The organism is Micromonospora sp. WMMD710 (assembly GCF_029626045.1).
Classification (GTDB): Bacteria; Actinomycetota; Actinomycetes; order Mycobacteriales; family Micromonosporaceae; genus Micromonospora.
In genome coordinates, this window is the sequence record NZ_JARUBD010000001.1 from 3,944,045 (window position 1) to 3,963,396 (window position 19,352).

Annotated in this window: 24 protein-coding genes; 11 read left to right on the forward strand and 13 right to left on the reverse strand. The window is 72.6% G+C overall.

From position 1 onward, the window contains the following. Positions 1 to 7 precede the first annotated feature (7 nt). Positions 8 to 289 (reverse strand): adhesin, encoded by a 282-nt coding sequence (locus tag O7620_RS18125; protein ID WP_139583212.1) that lies wholly within the window; start codon positions 287 to 289, stop codon positions 8 to 10. A gap of 197 nt (positions 290 to 486) precedes the next feature. After that, positions 487 to 1,239, reverse strand: a complete 753-nt coding sequence (locus O7620_RS18130; RefSeq protein WP_278123973.1) for an FAD-dependent oxidoreductase — start codon at positions 1,237 to 1,239, stop codon at positions 487 to 489. A gap of 87 nt (positions 1,240 to 1,326) precedes the next feature. Between O7620_RS18130 and O7620_RS18135 the strand changes: the two genes are divergently transcribed. Then, positions 1,327 to 2,043 (forward strand): aquaporin, encoded by a 717-nt coding sequence (locus O7620_RS18135; protein ID WP_151487563.1) that lies wholly within the window; start codon positions 1,327 to 1,329, stop codon positions 2,041 to 2,043. 67 nt (positions 2,044 to 2,110) lie between these two features. Further along, positions 2,111 to 3,694, forward strand: a complete 1,584-nt coding sequence (gene dacB / locus O7620_RS18140) for a D-alanyl-D-alanine carboxypeptidase/D-alanyl-D-alanine-endopeptidase (protein ID WP_278123975.1) — start codon at positions 2,111 to 2,113, stop codon at positions 3,692 to 3,694. A gap of 24 nt (positions 3,695 to 3,718) precedes the next feature. Here dacB and O7620_RS18145 read toward each other — a convergent pair whose 3' ends face one another. From O7620_RS18145 to O7620_RS18155, 3 genes are all read right to left on the reverse strand, one after another. Next, on the reverse strand, positions 3,719 to 4,048 hold the full coding sequence (locus O7620_RS18145) for a hypothetical protein (protein ID WP_192580071.1): 330 nt from the start codon (positions 4,046 to 4,048) through the stop codon (positions 3,719 to 3,721). A gap of 98 nt (positions 4,049 to 4,146) precedes the next feature. Continuing rightward, positions 4,147 to 5,106, reverse strand: a complete 960-nt coding sequence (locus O7620_RS18150; protein ID WP_278123976.1) for a hypothetical protein — start codon at positions 5,104 to 5,106, stop codon at positions 4,147 to 4,149. A 186-nt stretch (positions 5,107 to 5,292) separates the two neighbouring features. Next, positions 5,293 to 5,886: a pentapeptide repeat-containing protein gene (locus tag O7620_RS18155; protein WP_278123977.1), complete on the reverse strand. Its 594-nt coding sequence runs from the start codon at positions 5,884 to 5,886 to the stop codon at positions 5,293 to 5,295. Between the two features lie 97 nt (positions 5,887 to 5,983). On the opposite strand from O7620_RS18155, the gene O7620_RS18160 reads away from it, so the two are divergent. Continuing rightward, positions 5,984 to 7,216: a serine hydrolase domain-containing protein gene (locus O7620_RS18160; RefSeq protein ID WP_278123978.1), complete on the forward strand. Its 1,233-nt coding sequence runs from the start codon at positions 5,984 to 5,986 to the stop codon at positions 7,214 to 7,216. Between the two features lie 10 nt (positions 7,217 to 7,226). On the opposite strand, the gene O7620_RS18165 is transcribed toward O7620_RS18160, so the two are convergent. Continuing rightward, positions 7,227 to 7,691: a PPOX class F420-dependent oxidoreductase gene (locus tag O7620_RS18165; protein WP_278123980.1), complete on the reverse strand. Its 465-nt coding sequence runs from the start codon at positions 7,689 to 7,691 to the stop codon at positions 7,227 to 7,229. A gap of 50 nt (positions 7,692 to 7,741) precedes the next feature. Then, positions 7,742 to 8,380, reverse strand: a complete 639-nt coding sequence (locus O7620_RS18170) for a DUF6642 family protein (RefSeq protein ID WP_278123982.1) — start codon at positions 8,378 to 8,380, stop codon at positions 7,742 to 7,744. Between the two features lie 305 nt (positions 8,381 to 8,685). Here O7620_RS18170 and O7620_RS18175 point away from each other — a divergent pair, with 305 nt between their 5' ends. Then, on the forward strand, positions 8,686 to 9,465 hold the full coding sequence (locus tag O7620_RS18175) for a D-Ala-D-Ala carboxypeptidase family metallohydrolase (protein WP_278123983.1): 780 nt from the start codon (positions 8,686 to 8,688) through the stop codon (positions 9,463 to 9,465). Positions 9,466 to 9,565: 100 nt separating this feature from the next. Here the strand turns inward: O7620_RS18175 and O7620_RS18180 are convergent, their stop codons facing one another. From O7620_RS18180 to O7620_RS18190, 3 genes are all read right to left on the reverse strand, one after another. Next, entirely contained in the window at positions 9,566 to 9,976 is a 411-nt protein-coding gene (locus O7620_RS18180; protein WP_151487569.1) for a hypothetical protein, read from the reverse strand. 146 nt (positions 9,977 to 10,122) lie between these two features. After that, positions 10,123 to 10,827 carry a response regulator transcription factor gene (locus O7620_RS18185; RefSeq protein ID WP_151487646.1) on the reverse strand — a complete coding sequence of 235 codons (705 nt, stop codon included), beginning with the start codon at positions 10,825 to 10,827 and terminating at the stop codon, positions 10,123 to 10,125. A 26-nt stretch (positions 10,828 to 10,853) separates the two neighbouring features. Next, entirely contained in the window at positions 10,854 to 12,101 is a 1,248-nt protein-coding gene (locus O7620_RS18190) for a histidine kinase (protein WP_278123984.1), read from the reverse strand. Between the two features lie 131 nt (positions 12,102 to 12,232). Here O7620_RS18190 and O7620_RS18195 point away from each other — a divergent pair, with 131 nt between their 5' ends. The 4 genes from O7620_RS18195 to O7620_RS18210 are packed head-to-tail and all read left to right on the forward strand — an operon-like array spanning position 12,233 to position 15,254. Further along, complete coding sequence (locus O7620_RS18195) at positions 12,233 to 13,129, forward strand: ATP-binding cassette domain-containing protein (RefSeq protein ID WP_278123985.1); 897 nt, start codon at positions 12,233 to 12,235, stop codon at positions 13,127 to 13,129. After that, entirely contained in the window at positions 13,126 to 13,920 is a 795-nt protein-coding gene (locus O7620_RS18200) for an ABC transporter permease (protein ID WP_278123986.1), read from the forward strand. Before O7620_RS18195 ends, O7620_RS18200 begins: the two co-directional genes overlap by 4 nt. Positions 13,921 to 13,922: 2 nt before the next feature. After that, the gene (locus O7620_RS18205; protein WP_278123987.1) at positions 13,923 to 14,660 is read left to right on the forward strand and encodes a hypothetical protein; all 738 of its coding nucleotides are present in this window, start codon (positions 13,923 to 13,925) and stop codon (positions 14,658 to 14,660) included. 30 nt (positions 14,661 to 14,690) lie between these two features. Continuing rightward, positions 14,691 to 15,254, forward strand: a complete 564-nt coding sequence (locus O7620_RS18210) for a heme-binding protein (RefSeq protein WP_278123988.1) — start codon at positions 14,691 to 14,693, stop codon at positions 15,252 to 15,254. A gap of 6 nt (positions 15,255 to 15,260) precedes the next feature. On the opposite strand, the gene O7620_RS18215 is transcribed toward O7620_RS18210, so the two are convergent. Next, entirely contained in the window at positions 15,261 to 16,253 is a 993-nt protein-coding gene (locus tag O7620_RS18215) for a hypothetical protein (RefSeq protein ID WP_278123989.1), read from the reverse strand. Between the two features lie 98 nt (positions 16,254 to 16,351). Here O7620_RS18215 and O7620_RS18220 point away from each other — a divergent pair, with 98 nt between their 5' ends. After that, entirely contained in the window at positions 16,352 to 16,891 is a 540-nt protein-coding gene (locus tag O7620_RS18220; RefSeq protein ID WP_151487576.1) for a DUF1697 domain-containing protein, read from the forward strand. Positions 16,892 to 16,921: 30 nt separating this feature from the next. Here the strand turns inward: O7620_RS18220 and O7620_RS18225 are convergent, their stop codons facing one another. Then, a complete protein-coding gene (locus tag O7620_RS18225) occupies positions 16,922 to 17,410 on the reverse strand; it encodes a hypothetical protein (protein ID WP_278123991.1) in 489 nt (162 codons plus the stop codon). Between O7620_RS18225 and O7620_RS18230 the strand changes: the two genes are divergently transcribed. Then, the gene (locus tag O7620_RS18230; protein ID WP_278123992.1) at positions 17,390 to 17,869 is read left to right on the forward strand and encodes a LysR substrate-binding domain-containing protein; all 480 of its coding nucleotides are present in this window, start codon (positions 17,390 to 17,392) and stop codon (positions 17,867 to 17,869) included. The two genes, O7620_RS18225 and O7620_RS18230, sit on opposite strands and share 21 nt — an antisense overlap. A gap of 100 nt (positions 17,870 to 17,969) precedes the next feature. Continuing rightward, complete coding sequence (locus O7620_RS18235; protein ID WP_278123993.1) at positions 17,970 to 18,821, forward strand: aldo/keto reductase; 852 nt, start codon at positions 17,970 to 17,972, stop codon at positions 18,819 to 18,821. A gap of 86 nt (positions 18,822 to 18,907) precedes the next feature. On the opposite strand, the gene O7620_RS18240 is transcribed toward O7620_RS18235, so the two are convergent. Continuing rightward, a complete protein-coding gene (locus O7620_RS18240; protein WP_278127046.1) occupies positions 18,908 to 19,306 on the reverse strand; it encodes a hypothetical protein in 399 nt (132 codons plus the stop codon). Between the last annotated feature and the right edge of the window lie 46 nt (positions 19,307 to 19,352).

The window sequence follows — 19,352 nt, forward strand, 5'->3', positions numbered from 1 at the left end:
GCCCGCCCTACTGCCGCTCGGTGAAGCCGAACTGGATGATGCCCTCGTCGTCGACGGTGGCATCCACGGAGGCGTCGCCGAGCAACTCGGCGGCATCCGCGTCGAGGAAGATCCGGGCACCCTGGTTGTCGACCACCCGGTCGCCCTGCTCCGGCTCGGGCACCAGTTCCACGGTGAGCGACCCGGCCTCGGCGTCGGCGGCGATCCGCACCCCGCCGTCCTCGGCGACGTCCTGTTGGTTGGCGAGGTCACGGATGACGAGCACGGCGTTGTCGGTCATGGTGAGCATTGGCGGAACTCCTCGTGGAATCTCGGCTCGCGGTCGGTTACCGCGCAGACCGGTCAGTCGGTCCGCGTACGAGCACACGTGGGAGGCGACCTGCACGACGACGATCGTCGCCGTCGCATCGCGGCATCGGGGCAGCTGACAGGCCCCGTCCTGGCCAACGGTGCCCGCTATCAGGCCATCCGTCAAATAGAGCGGGATCAGTCGAGTGCGGCGGCGGGGGCGAGCAACGCGCGGATCTCGTTGACCGCCGCGCGGCCGGCCCGGTTGGCGCCGATGGTGCTCGCCGAGGGGCCGTACCCGACGAGGTGGAGCCGCGGGTCGGCGACCACCCGGGTGCCGTCCATCGTGATTCCGCCGCCCGGTGCGCGCAGCCCCAGGGGTGCGAGATGGTCGAGGGCCGCGCGAAAGCCGGTGCACCAGAGGATCACGTCCGCCGGCACGGACCGGCCGTCGGACCAGGCGATCCCGTCGGGCGTGATCCGGTCGAACATGGGTAGTCGGTCGAGTACGCCACGCTCGCGGAGCCGACGCACCTCGGGAGTGACCGGCAGCCCGGTCACCCCCACCACGCTGCCCGGTGGGCGCCCGGCCCGTACCGCCTCGTCCACCCGGGCCACGGCGGCCCGGCCCAGCTCCGGGCCGAACTCCTCATCGCGGAACACCGGCGGTCGACGGGTCACCCAGGTGGTGGCCGCCGCGACGGTGGAGACCTCGCCGAGCAACTGCACGGCCGACGTGCCGCCGCCGACCACCACCACCCGCTGGCCGGCGAACTCGCCCGGCCCCCGGTAGTCGGCGGTGTGCAGCTGTCGCCCGCGGAACGACGACCGGCCGGGGTAGTGCGGCCAGAACGGCCTGGTCCAGGTGCCGGTGGCATTGATGAGTGCGCGCGTCGTCCACCGGTCGCGGTCGGTGTCGACGTCCAGCCAGCCGTCCGGACGGGAGTGCACCGCGCGGTCTGCCCGGCGTCGGTCGTCGTGTCGATCACAGACCAGCAATCCCGCCCAGCCTGCCCGGATTGTCCTTATGCTGGGGAAATGGAAGATTCCCGTCGCGCAGCTGCCGAGTTCCTCGGCACTCTGCTGCTGGTGTTCTTCGGCGTCGGTTCCGCCGTCGCGGCACGCGTGCAGGGCGGCGTGGTGGTGGTCGCGCTGGCCTTCGGCTTCGTCATGCTGGCCCTGGTGTACACGATCGGCCCGTTGTCCGGCAGCCACGTCAATCCGGCCGTCACGCTCGGCGTCCTACTCTCCGGCAAGATCACGGTGATCGGCGCGGTGGCGTACTGGATCGCCCAGTTCGCCGGCGCGACGGTGGCCGGCTTCGCGCTCTGGGCACTGACCCGCTGGGGCGAGGTGGCGGACCAGACCGGCGCGCTCGGCGCGAACGGGTACGGCGCGCACATCAACCGGGGCGGAGCGGCCGTACTGGAACTCATCCTGACGTTCCTCTTCGTCCTGGTCGTCCTGGTGGTGACCAGCCGCAGCGAAGATCCGGGCGTCGCCGGCGTGGCCATCGGTCTGGCCCTGGCCGCCACCCAGCTGGTCGGCGTGACGCTCACCGGCGCGGCGGTCAACCCCGCCCGCGCCTTCGGCCCGGCCGTCTTCGAGGGCGGCGTCGCCCTGCGCCAACTCTGGCTGTTCATCGTCTTTCCCCTGCTCGGCGGGGCGATCGCCGCACTGGTGGCACCGTTGATCATGGGTGCGCAGCGGCACTACTGGGGCGGGCACGACCGGTCCGTCGGACGGCCGACGTAGACAAGGTCGGCAATAACCTTCGCCAGAGGCCCTTCTCCGGCGAATACCTTCGTGGCAGCATCAGCCCATGCATCGCCGTCTCTTTCCTCGGGCGCTCGCGCTGCTCGCGCTGGTCGCCACCGCGGCCACCGCCGGCGCGCCCGGCGTCACCGCCGAGTCGCCGACCCCCGCGACGACCCAACTTCGCGCCACCATCGACACGATCCTCGCCGACACCCGACTGGGTGGCGCGCAGGCGTCCGTGGTCGTGGTCGACACCAGCACGGGCCAGACCCTCTACGACCGCAACGGGGAGCGGCGGCTGATCCCGGCCTCCAACACCAAGCTGCTGACCTCGACCGCGGCGCTCGCGCTGCTCAGCCCCGGGCACCACTTCACCACCGACGTACGGACCACCGGCACGCGTCGCGCCGGCCTGCTCTCCGGCAACCTCTACCTGCGCGGCGGCGGCGACCCGACCATGCTCGCGGCCGACTACGACGCGCTCGCCGCGCAGGTGGCCGCCGACGGCGTACGGGTCGTGACCGGCAACCTGATCGCCGATGACACCCGTTACGACCGCACCCGCCTCGGCCCCGACTGGACCTGGGACGACGAGCCCTACTACTACGCCGCGCAGGTCTCCGCGCTGACCGTCGCGCCGGACACCGACTACGACGCGGGCACCGTGATCGTGAACGCCGCGCCGGCCGCCCGGGCCGGCGCCCCGGCGGTGGTCAGCACCACCCCGGCCACCGGGTACGTCCGCATCGACAACCGCGCCGAGACGGTCGCCGAGGGCGAGACCTCGATCTCGATCGAGCGCGAGCACGGCGGGAACACGGTCGTGGTGACCGGCCAGATCGCGCTCGGCGACGACCCGGCCAGTGACTGGGTGACGGTCTGGGAACCCACCGGCTACGCGGCCGACGTGTTCCGCGCGGCCCTGAAACGACACGGCGTAAGGGTGCTCGGCCGGACCGTGCTCGGTCAGCCCACCCCGGAGGCGGCGCACCCGGTGGCCCGGCACGACTCGATGAGCCTGGGCGAGTTGATGACGCCGTTCCTCAAGCTCTCCAACAACGGGCACGCCGAGGTGTTGACCAAGGAGATCGGCCGGGTGCTGTCCGGCTCGGGCACCTGGTCCGCCGGCATCACCGCGATCAGCGAGTACGTCGCCGACACCGGCATGGACACCGGCTCGCTGCGCCAACGCGACGGCTCCGGCCTGTCCCGACGCAACCTGGTGCCGGCGGCGGAGTTCGTCGACCTGCTGGCCGCCGTCCGGGCCGAACCCTGGTTCGCCACCTGGTACGAGGCGCTGCCCATCGCCGGACAGCCGGAACGGTTCGTCGGTGGCACGTTGCGCAGCCGGATGGCCGGCACCCCGGCGGCGGGCAACGTGCACGCCAAGACCGGCAGCCTGACCGGCGTGTCCGGGCTGTCCGGCTACGTCACCAGCGCCGATGGCCACCTGCTGGCGTTCTCCATCCTGCTCAACAACTACCTGACCGCGTCGGTCAAGGCGTTGGAGGACCAGATCGCGGTGACGCTGGCCGGCTACCGCGAGGGCGCGACGACCACGGCCCGGATGGCAGCCCCGGCGGTACCGGAGACGCCGCGGACGCCGGAGGGCGTGGAGTGCTCCTGGATCAAGCCGATCACCTGCTGACCGCCCCCGCGGCCGGCGGGACGCTCAGGCCGGGCGGTCGGGTGGACGGACGACAGCCGTGGGATCGCCGCGCTCGATGAGCGCGGCGATCTCGGCGGCCCGCAGCCCGCGCAACGCCAGCACGCGGGTGCCCCAGCGGTGCAGCCGGCACGGGTGTGGGCTGGCGTCGTTGCGGCAGACCACGCCACCGGACCACCGCCGGGGCGCGTGCACCACCACCGCCCGTACCGCGAACTGGGCGTCCTCCACAGTGACGTACGGCGGCAGGGGGATGTCGCGGAGCACCTCCCCGGACGCTTCGCCGGCGCCGGACGGGGCGGCGGGACGGACGCGGTGCGCGGTACTGCTGCTCATCTGCGCTGCCTCCACAATGGATGGTTGCACGGGGACAGCAGAAAGTTACGACGCCATCGACGGTACGCGACGGACAAACTGTCCCGCGGAGCAGTCGGTCAGCGCACCGCCACGGCCTGGAGGCCAACGTTGCCGCAGTGCGGGGTGAAGGCCTTCTCCACCGTCCAGCTCAACAGCAGCCGGGCACCCTTCGGCAGCTGGAAACGGATGGTGAACTGGGCGCTCTGGCTGGTGTACGGGTCCTCCAACCGCACCTTGCTCACCGGCCCACCGGTGGACAGCCACGCGTCCAGCCGACCCCGTGCCATCCAGGTCCCGGCGTAGACCTGGACGGTGCGCGGTTCACCGCTGCCGGCGATCGCGAGGCTGAAGCCGTTGCCGGCACCGCAGGTGTAGACACCGTTCGAGCTGTCGCTCTCCGACCGCTCGGGCGTGCCGTCGCGCCAGCTGACGAGTTCCTGGTTGCCGTCCCAGCCGACCCTGGCACCCTTGCCTCCCCCGTCGACGATCTCCCCGGATCCGCCGCGTTTGCGGACCGACGACGTGCCGCCGTGCAACCCCCAGTGCATCCAGTCCCGGCTGCCCACGGCGGTGAGATCGATCTCGCCGGGAGCCTCGGCCCGGCTCACCGACAGGGTGGGCGCCGTCGACGGTGGCGGGGCCGCGGGCGCACTGGCCGACGGCGTCGGGTCGGGCGACGGTGGACGCTGGCGGGGGCGCAGGCCGGGCGTCGCCGGCCCGACGTCGCCGGTGCGTCCCTCGGCCGCGGGGAAGCCGGAGGGTCGGGTGGCCCCGGCGGGCACGCCCGAGCGACCCGCCAGGTCGTCGCCGGGCTCCGGGCCGGACCGGGTGGCCAGGTACGTGCCCAGCGCCGCTAGGCAGGCGAGGACGGCCAGCCCCTCCACCGCCCAGCGTCGGCGCTGCCGGGCGCGGGCGATTCGGCGCAGTGTGCTGCGGGTCTGCCCGGCGTTGACGGCCCGCCATCGGTGCGATGCCGGCATGTCGGACTGCTCGCCTCCGGCCCGGGAATCCGCCCGCACGCGGTCTTCGTCCGCCACCGACCCTCCACCTCCACCGCCCGGCCACCATCGACCGTCGCGGATCGCACCATCCACTGTGGGCCGTTTGACGTTTGCACCGGCGTGGACGACACGCTAGATCCGGACCGGCGGACCTGTCCAGTCCGGAACCGGACGGTATCGGACAACCGGGCCGCGCCCGGCCGCCCGCCCGCGCGCCCCGCCTCAGCCGATCCGGAAGCCGAGCGCCTGCGTGATGAGCACCGCCTGATCGGCGTCGACGATGGCACCGGCCCGCTCGACGGTCGTGGGGTCGAGCGCCGTCAGGTCGCTGCGACGCAGGTCGGCACCGCCCAGCCGGCTGTGGTGCAGCTGCGCACCGGAGAGGTCGACGCCGGTCACCGTGGCGCCGGTGAGGTTGGCCCCGGTCAGGTCGGCCTCGCGCATCCGGACGTCAGTGAAGCGGACGCCGCGCAGATCCGCGCCGGGCAGCGCGACGAAGGACCAGTCCCCGCCGTCGACCCGCAAGGGGCGCAGGTCGCACTGCGCGAAGGTGCTGCCGACCAGCTTGCAGCCGGTGAACTCGGCCTCGAAGAAGTTGCATCGCTTGAAGACGCAGCGGGTGAAGGCCGAATCGACGTGCCGGGAGGCGTTGAACCGCACGTTGCCGAACGTGCAGCCGGTGAAGACCGCACCCCGGCTCACCGCCTCGGTCAGATCCACCTGGAAGAACTCGCAGCCCACGAAGTGCCGGTCGGTCAACTCCTCGGCGTACCAGTCCTCGTGGCGGAAGGTCGCGTCCTCGGTCAGCTCCGGCATCCGGTCAGGCTAGTGGCGGCCACCGACAGCCCGTGGACGGGCAGGCTGAAGGCTGCCCCCTTCCGGTGCGGGCGTACCGGCTAGTAGGTTCGGCGACGTGAGTGTCGCTCGGAGCATGGACCCGGATCAGCTCGGTTTCGACCCGGCGCGGTTGGCGCGCATCGACGAGCACTTCGGCCGGTACGTCGACGACGGCCGGCTGGCCGGCTGGCAGGTGGTGGTCACCCGCCGCGGCGAGGTCGCGCACTCCTCGACGTACGGGCTGCGGGACCGGGAGTCGGGTGCCCCGGTCGAGGCCGACACGCTCTGGCGGATCTACTCGATGACCAAGCCGGTCACCTCGGTCGCGGCGATGATGCTGTGGGAGGAGGGCCGGTTCGAGCTGACCGACGAGATCAGCCGCTGGCTGCCGGAGTTCGCCGACCTGCGGGTCTATTCCAAGGGTTCGACGCTCAAGCCGTACACCGTGCCGGCGGTCGAGCCGATCCGGGTCTGGCACCTGCTCACCCACACCGCCGGCCTGACGTACGGCTTCATGCAGACCTCGGTGGTCGACGGGCTGTACCGGGCCGCCGGATACGACCTGTACCCGCCGGCGGACGTCGACCTGGCGGGCGCCTGCGCGGCCTTCGGTGCGCTGCCGCTGCTGTTCCAGCCGGGCACCGCCTGGGGCTACTCGGTCGCCACCGACGTGCTCGGTCGGCTGGTCGAGGTGATCTCCGGGCAGAGTCTCGACGCGTTCTTCGCCGACCGGATCTTCGGCCCGCTCGGCATGACCGACGCCCGGTGGTGGGTGGACGGCGACGAGGCGGACCGGCTGGCCGCGCTCTACGTACCGAACCCCCGCAGCGGTCAGGCGGTCCGCCACGACAGCCTCGGCGCGCTCGCGTACCGCAAGCCCGGCCTGCTCTCCGGCGGCGGTGGTCTGATCTCCAGCGCCGCCGACTACCACCGCTTCACCTCTATGCTGCTGCGCGGCGGCGAGCTGGACGGGGTCCGCCTGCTCGGGTCACGCACGGTGCGGTTCATGACCCGCAACCACCTGCCCGGCGGACAGGACCTGGGCACCCTGTCCACCGGCGGCTTCGCCGAGACGACCCTGGACGGGATCGGCTTCGGGCTCGGCTTCGCGGTCACCGGCGACCCGATCCCCAGCCGGGTCCCGAGCAGCGTCGGCGAGTACTACTGGGGTGGGGTGGCCAGCACCGCGTTCTGGGTGGATCCGACCGAGGAGATCACCGCGCTGCTGTTCACGCAGCTGATGCCGTCGAGCACGTACCCGCTGCGCTCGCACCTGCGCCAGCTCGTGTACTCCGCCCTGGTCGACTGACCGGCAGCGGTCAGTCGGCGAGGCGGGCGGGGAAGCCGCCGGTGGCGATCGGGCCCCACGAGTCGATGGTGACCCGGATCAGCGACTTGCCCTGGCGCACCATCGCCGCGCGGTAGTCGTCCCAGTCCGGGTGCTCGCCGGAGATGCTGCGGAAGTACTCGACGAGGGGCTCCAGCGCCTCGGGCAGGTCCAGCACCTCGGCGGTGCCGTCGATCTGCACCCAGGGGCCGTTCCAGTCGTCGCTGAGCACGCAGGCCGACACCCGGGGGTCGCGGCGGATGTTCGTCACCTTGGCCCGCTCGGGGTAGGTGGAGACGACCAGCCGGCCCTGCTCGTCGATGCCGGCGGAGACCGGGGACGACTGCGGGCGGCCGTCGGCCCGGGTGGTCATCAGCACGACGCGGTGTCGCGGCCGGAGGAAGTCGAGCAGGGTGTCCCGGTCTACCCGGGTGTTCTTCGCGATGCTGGGCGCCATGCCTCGTTCCTACCAGGGCGACGGCGGCCAGGTGGCGGCAGGGCGGCGGGTCAGCGGGGCGGGGCCGCCGTGCGGTGCACCGCCTGGCGGGGCACCCGGGGGCGGCCGGACGGGCGCCAGGCCCGGCCGTTGGCGTAGATCACCCGAAAGCCGAGGTACGAGGCGAGCGGCGCCCAGTGGGCCGAGCCCATCCGCAGCTCGGCGGCATTGTGTCGTTGCCCGTTGGCCAGCACGTCGAGGAGAACGGTTTCGAAGGCCGCCGATTCGACCCAGTCCACTTCTCGGGTGAAACCGCAGATCAGAGCGGCTCCGGTGACGTCCAGGAACTCGCGCAGCACGGCGTCCGAGGCGCGCAGCACGGAACAGCTGCCGAAATAGAGTCGACGCCCCTCGCACCGGCCGGCCATCAGATCGGCGACCTCGCTCAACTCCACCGACTGCCAGTCGGTGAGGCAGAGTCGGCTCGGCTCGCCGTGCATGGCGAAGAAGCCGACGCGGTGGTCCGCGTACTGCTTGAGCAGCCACCGGTCCAGGAAGTAGAACAGCTCGTCGCGGGTGGCCGCGTCCTTGTGGATGAAGCGGATCTTGCCGAGCCGCTCCAGCAACTCGAGGGTGGGCAGCACCGAGCCCCGCTCGTTGAGGTCGCGGTGCCACTGACCCTCGACACAGAAGACGCCACCGCGTGCCACGTGCACCTCCGCCAGTCCACCGCCCCGCGCTGACGGTACCGCGCTCCGCGGGCCGAGGAACATCACCCTCGGTGGGGCTGATTGTGACGTTCGGTGGCACTTGACCAACTCAGGGGTGATCGGGAGTAAATGGCTGTTTCGCAAATCAGTCGAATTCACAGCCAAGCCCCAGGAATCGCGGATCGTGAGGACAATTCTCGTTAATTGCCGCCAACCGTCGCGATCAGTGCGAGGGTGGAAATCGCGGGACGCCTCGGTGGATGTCCCGAAGCCACCCCATTCGCTCTCCTATCGGGAGGACTTCTGTGCGCGTAAAGACCTGGAAGCGAGCCGCCGTCGCATTCGCCCTGGCGCTGCCCGGGGCAGCGATCGCCGCGGTGGTCGCCGCGCCGGCGGCGCATGCGGACGGCTGCTACACGTGGAACCGCACCCTGACCCAGGGGCGCTCGGGCGACGACGTCCGCCAGCTGCAGATCCGGGTCGCCGGCTGGGCCGGCTACCGGGACATCGTGGAGAACGACGGCCGCTACGGACCCAAGACCGCCGCCGCGGTCAAACGGTTCCAGCAGGCGTACGGGCTACGCGCCGACGGGATCGCCGGCCCCCAGACCTTCGCCAAGCTGTACCAGCTACAGGACAACGACTGCACGCCCGCCCACTTCAGCTACAGCGAGCTGGACAACGGGTGCGGCGGAAGCGGGTGGAGCGGCGGCCCCCTGTCGGCGGCCCAGACCAAGCAGAACGCGCTGCGCACCATGTGGAAGCTGGAGGCGCTGCGCAAGAGCCTCGGCGACAAGCCGCTCAACGTGTCCAGCGGATTCCGTAGCCGCGCCTGCAACGACCAGGTCGGCGGGGTGTCGGACAGTCAGCACCTCTACGGCAACGCGGCCGACGTCACCTCGCGGACGTCGTCGCTGTGCCAGGTCGCCCGCGGTGCCCGCAACAACGGCTTCAGCGGCATCTACGGGCCGGGCTACCCCGACCACGACGATCACGTGCACGTCGACTCGCGGCGGGAGAACAACAGCGACCGCAGCTCGAACACCACGAGTTGGTCCGCGCCGGACTGCGGCGTCGGCAACTGAGCTGATCGGCCGGAGCGACGTCGGCCCGACGCGGAGGGGGAATCTTCGCGGCGGGCCGACGTCGTGTGCCCCGGGTCGGGCGGGCGGAGGGGTGCCGCGCTCAGCTCGCCCGGGGCCAGCGCGGCGCGGTGACGGGGGGAGTCACCGGCCGGCCAGCAGCGGTCGGTCGTACCCCGGGCGGGACGACCCGCGCGGCCTGCTGCCGCGACGGCCCGGTCGCCGTGAACGGGAAGGGTACGTGCACGAACGGGTTGCCGTGCCGGATCAGCGCCTCGATCTGCCGCTCGTTGAGCCCGTGCGTCTCCAGCACCCGCCGCCCCCAGCGGTGCAGGCGGCACGGGTAGGAGGCGCCGTCGTTGCGGCACAGCGGCCCGGTCGGCCACTCCTCGGCGGTGTGCACCACCACCGCCCGGACCGCGAGCCGAACATCCTCGGGCGTCAGCGGTGCCGGCACCGGCACCTCACCCAGTACCTGATCGATGGGATCCGTCGACTGCTCACCAACTCGCACGGCAGGCCTCCCGCAGTTCGGCAGCGGTACGGCGGACCCACCGCACCGACATCCTCTGCCATAGGTACGGCCGGCACCGGACGAAAGTTCAATTCCCCTACGCGGTAAGCAGATCCTCCGCAGCGGAATGACACGGATGAGGTTGCTCAGACGAGGCCGGCGTCGTGGACGAGCAGGGCCACCTGGACCCGGTTGTTGAGGTCGAGGCGGGTCAACAGCCGCGAGACGTACGCCTTCACGGTCGCCACGCTCATGAACAACTCCCCCGCGATCTCGGCGTTGGTACGGCCCCGACCCAGCGCGACCGCGACCTGCCGCTCCCGCTCGCTGAGCCCGCTGAGCAGCCGCGAGGCACGCTCGCGGCGCGGGTCGGGACCGGCCGGGGTGCCGGGGGCGGTCACGTGGGCGATCAGCTTCCGGGTCACCGACGGGGACAGCGTCGCCTCACCGGCGGCCACCCGACGTACCGCGTGCACGATCTCCGCCGGCGGAGTGTCCTTGAGCAGGAACCCGGCGGCGCCGGCACGCAGCGCCCGTAACACCTGCTCGTCGGCGTCGAAGGTGGTCAACACCAGCACCTCCGGTGGGTGCGGCTGGGCGCGCAGCGCCTCGGTGGCGGTCAGCCCGTCGACCCGTGGCATCCGGATGTCCATCAGCACCACGTCCGGGGCGTACGCGTCGACCGCGGTGGGCACCTCAGCGCCGTCGGCCGCCTCGCCCACCACGGTCAGGTCCGGCAGGCCGCCGAGGATCATCGAGAGCCCGGCGCGGACCAGTGCGTCGTCGTCGACGATCAGCACCCGCACCGGCGACGCGACCGGTTCCCCCGCTGGGCCGGAGGGCCCGGCCACGCCGGAAGGCCCGCCGGACGGCCCGGTCACGCCGGCCACGGCAGCGACGCGGCCAGCCGGAAGTCGCCCGCGTCGTCGCGGCCGTACGCCACCCGGCCGCCCGCGAGGGTGACCCGCTCGGTGATACCGACCAGGCCGGTGCCGGCCCCCGGGAGGGTGTCGCCGGCCGGTGCGCCCACCGGCCACCGGTTGCAGATCGCCACGGTCAGCCCGATGCCCGGCCCACCGGCCAGGTCCACCGTGACCACCGCCCCGGCCGCGTGCTTGCGGGCGTTGGTCAACCCCTCCTGCACGATCCGGTACGCGGCCCGGCCCAGCGCGGCGGGCACGTCCTGCGGCGCGACGACGCCGTCGTTCACGTTCACCCGCACCCCGGCCGCCCGCGACTCGGCGATCAGGGCCGGCAGGTCGGCGAGGGTGGGCTGCGGCGGTTCCGGGGCGTCGCCGCCGCCCTCGGCCCGGAGCACCCCGATGACCTCACGCAGGTCCTGCAGAGCGGCGTGGGCGCTGCCCCGGATCACCCCGGCGGCTCGGGCCACCTCGTCCGGCGGAGCGTCCGGACGAAACTCCAACGCGCCGGCGTGCAGGCTGAGCAGCGAGATCCGGTGGGCCAGCACGTCGTGCATCTCCCGGGCGATGCGGGTGCGTTCGAGGTGGCGGGCCTGGGCGACCCGGAGCTGCTGCTCCGCCTCGGCCCGCTCGGCGCGCTCCCGCAGCGACACGATCAACTGCCGGCGGGCCCGGACGAACATCCCCCAGGCCAGCACCGAGAGGGTGATCACCACACCCCACGACACGGTGGCCCAGTACGGCCATGCCGGGTCCGGGCGCAGCCAACTGAAGACCAGGTTGGTGAGGAGGCCGACACCGGTGATCGCGATCGCGACGGCGGTCCGCCGGTGCACCACCACGGTGAAGTACATGATCAACAGCGGGACGGCGGCGGCCAACGAGAAGAGGGTGAGCGGCAGGGTGGCCACCGCCAGCCCGAGCGGCCACCGTCGGCGCAGCCAGAGCAGCCCGCAGCAGGCCAGCCCGAGCAGCGCGTCCGCGCCGACCATCCAGTCGTGCGGCAGCGGGATCGCCGTCTCGGGAGCCGGCGACAGGCTGTCGACGGTGACGAACAGCACCCAGAGCAGCCCGAGCAGGAACGCCAGGCCGTCCACGATCCAGTCGCGGGTGGTGCGACGCGGATGGGTACGCGCACGGTCGACCGGCACGGCCAGCTCCCCTGGCAGCAGCCAGGGGTGCTCCGGGACGGCGACGCGGGTCACGCGCCCATGCTAGGCAGCACGGGCGCCGACAACCAGCTACCAAAGTCGAGACCCCGCGGTCGACCAAGGTCGGTGCGGCACCGACCGGTGGCCGCTGCAGATGGCCGGGCGGCGCGGGCACGCTCGACCGCATGATCACCGTGGAGAACCTCACCAAGCGGTACGGGCCACATCCGGTCGTCAACGACGTGTCCTTCCACTGCGAGCCGGGCACCGTCACCGGCTTCCTCGGCCCCAACGGCGCCGGCAAGTCCACCACCATGCGGATGATCACCGGGCTCACCGCGCCGACCGCCGGTCGCGCCACCGTCGCCGGCCGCCCCTACCGGGAGCTGCCCAACCCGGGACGGGAGGTCGGGGTGCTGCTGGACGCCTCCGCCCAGCACGCCGGGCGCACCGGCCGCGAGGCGTTGACGCTGTCCGCGTACACCATGGGTCTGGACCGGCGCGAGGTCGCCGCGAAGCTCGACCTGGTCGGGTTGAACGCGGTGGCCGCCAAGCGGCGGGTACGGGCGTACTCACTGGGCATGCGCCAGCGGCTCGGCCTGGCCCAGGCGCTGCTCGGCGACCCCCGGGTGCTGATCCTCGACGAGCCGGCCAACGGCCTGGACCCGGAGGGCATCTTCTGGATGCGCGGGCTGCTGCGCGACTTCGCCGACCGGGGCGGCACCGTGCTGCTCTCCTCCCACCTGCTACGCGAGGTGGAGGCGGTCGCGGACCGGCTGGTGGTGATCGGGGGCGGCCGGATCGTGGCCCAGGGCGACAAGAACGAACTGCTCGCCGGTGGCGGCACGCTCGTGCGGGCGCGCGACGGCGCGGCGCTGCGCCGGGCGTTGGACGCGGCCAACCTCAGCGCCGCCGACGGCACCGACGGCCTGCTCGTGCAGGCCGACGCCGAGACGGTCGGCCAGGCCGCCGCGGACGCCGGCGTCGCGCTGGCCGAGCTGCGGCCCGCCGGCAGCGGTGGCCTCGAACAGCTCTTCCTCACCCTGACCGCCGGCGAATCCACCAAGGAGGCCGTCCGATGACCACCACCACCGCGCCCGCCGCCGGCGCCGTCGCGCCCCGGCAGCACGCCCCGGCAGACCGGCCGTCGCTGGTCCGGCTCACCGTCGTGGAGCTGCGCAAGCTCGTCGACACCCGGGCCGGCCGCTGGCTGCTGATCACCATCGGCCTGATCGCCGCCGCGATCGTCACCCTTCAGTTGATCTACGCGAAGGACGCCGACCAGACGTTCGTCAACTTCTTCACGCCCTCGCTGCTGCCGGTCGGGGTGCTGCTGCCGGTGCTCGGCATCCTGTCGATCACCAGCGAGTGGTCGCAACGCACCGCCCTCACCACGTACGCGCTGGTGCCCCGCCGGGAACGCGTCGTGGCCGCGAAGCTGATCGCCGTGGTGCTGACCGCGCTCGCCTCGGTGCTGGCCAGCCTGGCCATCGCCGCCGCCGGGACGCTGGTCGCCGGTGCCACCGGCGGCGCCGGCACCTGGCGGGTCGAGGCCGCCCTGATCGGCAACGCGGTCATCTTCCAGGTGGCCAACGTGCTGATGGGCGCCGCCTTCGGCCTGCTCCTGCTGAACCCGCCGCTGGCCATCGTCGGCTACCTGCTGCTGCCCACCCTCTGGTCGGTGCTCAGCGAACTGGTACGCCCGCTGCGCGGCCCGGCCGGCTGGCTGGACACCAGCCGGACCATGGAACCGCTCTTCACCGACCACCTCACCGGCGGGCAGTGGGGCCGACTGGCCGTGTCGCTGCTGGTCTGGCTGGTCCTGCCGATGGCCGTTGGTCTGGTCCGGACGCTCCGTCGCGAGGTGTCCTGAGCATGGCCGGCGACGGCTACGGCCCACGCACCGTGGTCACCGGCGGGCCGCTGGAACTGGCGGTCCTGTGGGGCGGCTTCCCGCTGCTCGGCGCCGGCGCCGGATGGCTCCTCGCGGCCACGACGGGCTGGCTCGCCGGCCTGCCCTGGGTGCCGTTCCAGGATTTCATCACGCTGCTGGACCGGCTGCCCGAGCCGCAGGCCACCATCGGCACGATCGCGGTGGGCGTCCTGGGCGGTCTGGTCGTCGGCGCGATCGGCACCGCCGAGCGGCTGATCGTCACCGTCGACGCGGCGCAGGTCCGGCTGCGCCGCGCCGGCAGCGACCGGAGCGTCGCACGGGCGGAGACCCGGGTCGTCTTCGTCGACGACAAGCACCTGGTGCTGCTCGACGCCGACGACGCGGAACTGGCCCGGGAATCGACGGACCTGCCGACCGCCCAGCTCGCGGCGGCGTTCCGCACCCACGGCTGGGGCTGGGCGGACGCCGACCCACACCGGTCGGCGTACCGACTCTGGGTGCCCGACCTGCCCGGATTGCCCGCCGGCGCGGACGCCCTGCTGCGGGCCCGCGAGCGGGCACTCGGACGGGACCGCCACGACGACGCGAGGGAGCTGCGCCGCGAACTCGGCCGCATCGGGGTGGTGCTGCGCGACGAGGGCAAACGACAGTACTGGCGGGCCGTCACCCCGAGGTCGGGCCGGCCGACTTCGGCCGAGCGGGAGCCCGGAGGGCGGTAGCGTTCGTCCCAGAGATCCTGGGAGCGCGCGATGACCGAACAGCAGCCGTACCGGGTGGTGTCCCGACACCCCGGCTTCGAGCTGCGCCGTTATCCGGCCCACCTGGTCGCCGAGGTACGGGTCCAGTCGTCGTTCATCCGGGCGCCGATCGAGGCGCTGCGACCCCTGGCCGGCTACATCGGCGGCGCCAACCGGGTCCGCCAGCCGATCGGGACGACCGCCCCGGTGACGCGGGCGGCCCCCGGGACGACGAGGATCGCGATGACCGTACCGGTGGTCCAGGAGGAGGGTGAGCGGCCGGGCGCGTACCTGATCCAGTTCGTCATGCCAGCCGCCTTCACCGCCGCCACCCTGCCCGAGCCGGTGGATCCCCGGGTCCGGATCCGGGAGATCCCACCGCAGCTCGCGGCCGCGATGCGCTTCTCCGGCCGGTGGACCGAGCGGGCGTTCGGCCAGCGGGCCACCGTGCTCGGCCGGTCGGTCACCGCGGCCGGCCTGCAACCCACCGGTGCCATCCGGTACGCCCGCTACGACCCGCCGTGGAAACCGTGGTTCCTGCGCCGCAACGAGGTCGTCCTGCCGGTCGTGGAGTGAGCCGCGCTACCTCGGCGGGCCGGGCCGGTGGCCGAGCGCGGCCGGCCAGGCCAGCAGCAGCGCCATGCCGAGCCCGGCGAGCACCCCGGCCAGCGAGAGCAGCACGTCGGAATCGGCGGAGTTGATCGGGCTGTTGCCGGCCAGCGCGGTGAACGTCGGGCCGATCGGCAGCAGCCCCATCATGGCGACACCCGCGACCAGCAGCATCGGCACCGGCCCGACCAGCGAGGCGAAACCCGCCAGGGTGTGATGCCGCCAGACCGGCCGGCCTCCCGGCCAGTCCCAGGCCAGCAGGGTGACACCGGTGAGCAGCACCGCGCCGAGGGCGACCATCGGCAGGATTCGCGTGCCGGGCGGGACCGCCCGGATCAGCGCGACACCGGCGACGGCGACCGCGCCGAGCCCGGCGGCCAGCAGGCCGCGGCTCCGCGTGCGGGCCGGGGCCGCCGCCAGGGCGGCGACGACGGTCAGGGCGACCAGGAGTACGCCGGTCACGAAGGCCGCCGGGGTCAGCTCCGGCTCCCGGTCGGTCGGTGACTCGATCCCGGCGGCCACCACCGCGAGCACCCCGGCCACGCAGGCCGTGCCGGTCACCGCCCTCCGGTCGGTGCTGGGCGGCGCGCCGCGCTCCCGCCACGACAGGACCGCCACCAGCGCACCGAGCACCGCGCAGCCGCCCGCGGCGAGCAGCACCGTCGACGGCGTACCGGCCGGGTCGGACCGGTCGATCGCCACGTCGGCCGCGATCCACACACCACCGAGCACCACCGCCGGGCCGCTCCACCTCAGCTGCCCCCGACCGGCCAGCAACAGCCCGAGCACCACCGCGACGATCGCCACGAACCGCAGGTCCCGTGCCCAGTAGGCGTTGTTGCCCGGCAGCCGCTCCGACCAGGGGCCGATCGGCTCGGTCAACGGTTGCAGCACCGTCATCCCGACCGCCCAGAGCAGCACGGCGGCACCGGAGAGAAGCAGCCCGATCGGGCGCGCGGATCGCATTCCTGGACGGTAGCCGTCAGAGGCTCGGCCCGGCAGCCCGCACATCTCGGGCCGGTCGCCCTACGCTGAGCGGGTCGGCCCGCACCGAGGAGGAGCCCATGACCCGGTACGTCGCCCTGCTGCGTGGGGTCAACGTCGGCACCACCCGGCTCGCGATGGCCGACCTGCGCCGGATCGTCACCGACCTCGGGCATGACGACGTCCGGACGTACCTGCAAAGTGGCAACGTGGTGTTCGGCAGCACCGTGCGTGACGCCGAGAAGCTGGCCGGCGGGATCGAGCGGGCGCTCACCGACGAGCTGGGCCTGACCGTGCCGGTGCTGGTGCGCAGCGCCCGGGAGCTGGCGGCGGTGGCCGGCGGCAACCCGTACGCCGAGGTCGAGGCCGACCCGACGAGGTTGCTGGTGGCCTTCCTCGCGACCGCTCCGGCGAAGGCCACAGTGGACGCGCTGACCGTGCCCGGGGGCGAGAACGTGGCGTTCACGGTGACCGGCCGGGAGGTCTACCTGCATTTCCCCGACGGCGGCTACGGCCGGTCGAAGTTCACCAACGCGTACCTGGAGAAGAAGCTCGCCGTCGTGGCCACCACCCGCAACGGGAAGTCGGTGCGCACCCTGGCCGACATGGCCGCCGCCTGAGCCGGCAGCGGCCACGTCCGCCGGCACCGGTCAGAAGTGGTCCGCGGTCTCGTACTCGGGCACCAGCAGCCGACTCCGCGGTGAGATCCGGCGCACCGCCGCGATCATGTCGTCCAGGCGGGCGCGGTCGGCCGGCGCGACGACCGGCGGGTTCCGCAGCGGGGTCTCGAAGTTGTCGTAGTGCACCGGCACCACGACCTTCGGGTAGTCCAGGCCGGCCAGCAGCCGGGGCAGGTAGTCGCCGGTGGTGGTGGCGCTCTGCATGGCCACCATCGCCACGTCCGGCGCCAGCCCGGTGAGGTTGCGCTCGGCGACGTCGCTGGCGCCGGTGAAGTAGACCGACGGACCGTGCTCGACCCGCAGCAGGTAGCCCAGCGTGTCCCCCTCCGGCAGGTCCTCGATGGTCGCGGGCAGCGCCGGCTGGCTCACCCGCACCCCGGGGAACGCCACCGAGTACGACGGGTTGCGGCTGTGCAGCGAGCCGACCACCTCGATGGTGTGGTCGCCGAAGTCGAGCACCTCCCCACCCTTCACCGCGCTCGCTGCGGGCGCTGCTGGACGAACTCACCACCCGAGCTGGCCGGCCTGGACCTGGTGGCCGCGCCCCGCGCCACCGCGCCCGGCTGGCACGACCACCTGCTGGCGGTGTGCCGCCGGCAGGGCTGGCGACCGGCCCGGGTCCGACCGGCCCGCAACCCGGAGTTCCTGTTCGGGTTGGTGCTGGCCGGCGGCGCGGCGGCCGTGGAGCCGGCGACGGCCGCCCGGCGGGAACCTCGGATCGCGTGGCGACCGATCGCCGACACGCCGGTGGTCAAGCGGACGTCGGCGGCCTGGCCGCACCGGTCGGCGCATCCGGCCGCGCCGATGGTCGGGCAGCTCGCCGCCGAGGTGCTGGCCGCCGCCGAGCCCACCCCGCTCGCGCCGCCCTCCGCGGCGGGGGCGCGGCCGTGGCCGGTGCTCTTCGACACGACAGGGTGAACCGAACCGCCGTTGCGCTCGTCACCTTGATTTGGGCGGTGAATCGCCCACCCAGGCGGGTATGGATGAACAGGTAACGAAAAAAAGCGAAGGAGCCGCAGTGGCCAACACGATTCCCGACATCAGCCTGAACGACGGCACCACCATTCCGCAGCTCGGCTTCGGGGTGTTCCAGATCGAGCCGAAGGACACCGTCGCGGCGGTGACCACCGCGCTTGAGACGGGCTACCGGCACATCGACACCGCAGAGATGTACGGCAACGAGGCCGAGGTCGGCGAGGCGGTGCGCATGTCCGGCCTCGACCGGGCCTCGGTGTACGTGACCAGCAAGCTGAACAACGGCTTCCACCGCCCGGACGACGCGCGCAAGGCGTTCGACTCGACGCTCGCGGCGCTCAAGATGGACTACATCGACCTGTTCCTGATCCACTGGCCGCTGCCGACGCTGTACGACGGCGACTACGTCTCGACGTGGAAGGTGCTGGAGGAGTTCCAGCGCGACGGCCGCGCCCGCTCGATCGGTGTGTCGAACTTCCAGGTGTCGCACCTGCAGCGGCTCGCCGACGAGGCGAGCGTCGTGCCGGCGGTCAACCAGATCGAGGCGCACCCGTACTTCACCAACGACGAGGTTCGCGCGTACGGCCGCGAGCACAACATCCTGACCGAGGCGTGGTCACCCATCGCGCAGGGCAAGGTGCTGGACGACCCGACGGTGGTCGACATCGCCGAGCAGGTCGGCCGGACCCCGGCGCAGGTGGTGCTGCGCTGGCACGTGCAGCGCGGCGACATCATCTTCCCGAAGTCGACCACCCCGAAGCGGATCGAGGAGAACACCCGGATCTTCGACTTCCAGCTGGACGACGCGGCGATGGAGCGGATCACCGACCTGAACAAGGGCGAGGCCGGGCGGCAGGGCCCGAACCCGGACACCTTCGCCTACGTCCCCCGCTGACCGCTCGCTCCAATGCGTGATGCCCCACAGTCATCTTGATGACTGTGGGGCATCACGCTCGTTGCGGTGCGGCTCCCCCGGACGGCTCAGGTGCCGACGCGCTCGGCGAGCCGACGGAACACCGCCTGGGTCGGCGAGTCGGGCGCGGGCACGTAGACGATCAGCCGCTGCTCGGTCTCCGGCACCAGCAGCACGCGGCACTCGAACTCCAGCGACCCCAGGTCGGGATGCGGCACCCGCTTGACGATGGGACGGCGTTCCTCGACGTCGTGCTCCGCCCAGAGCCGGGCGAACCGGGGCGAGGTGCCCAGCAGCTCGGTGACCAGCTCACGAATCGCCGGATCGCCCGGGTAGCGGCCGTAGGCGGCCCGCAGGTCCGCCACCGTGCTGTGCACGAACCGGCGTGCGTCGGCATCGGTCCAGTGCGCGTCGGTCACCGCCTGGCGGAACGTCCAGCGAATCATGTTGCGGTCCGCGTCCGGCACGGCCGCGAGATCTCCCACGAAGTACGTGGCCAGACGGTTCCAGGCC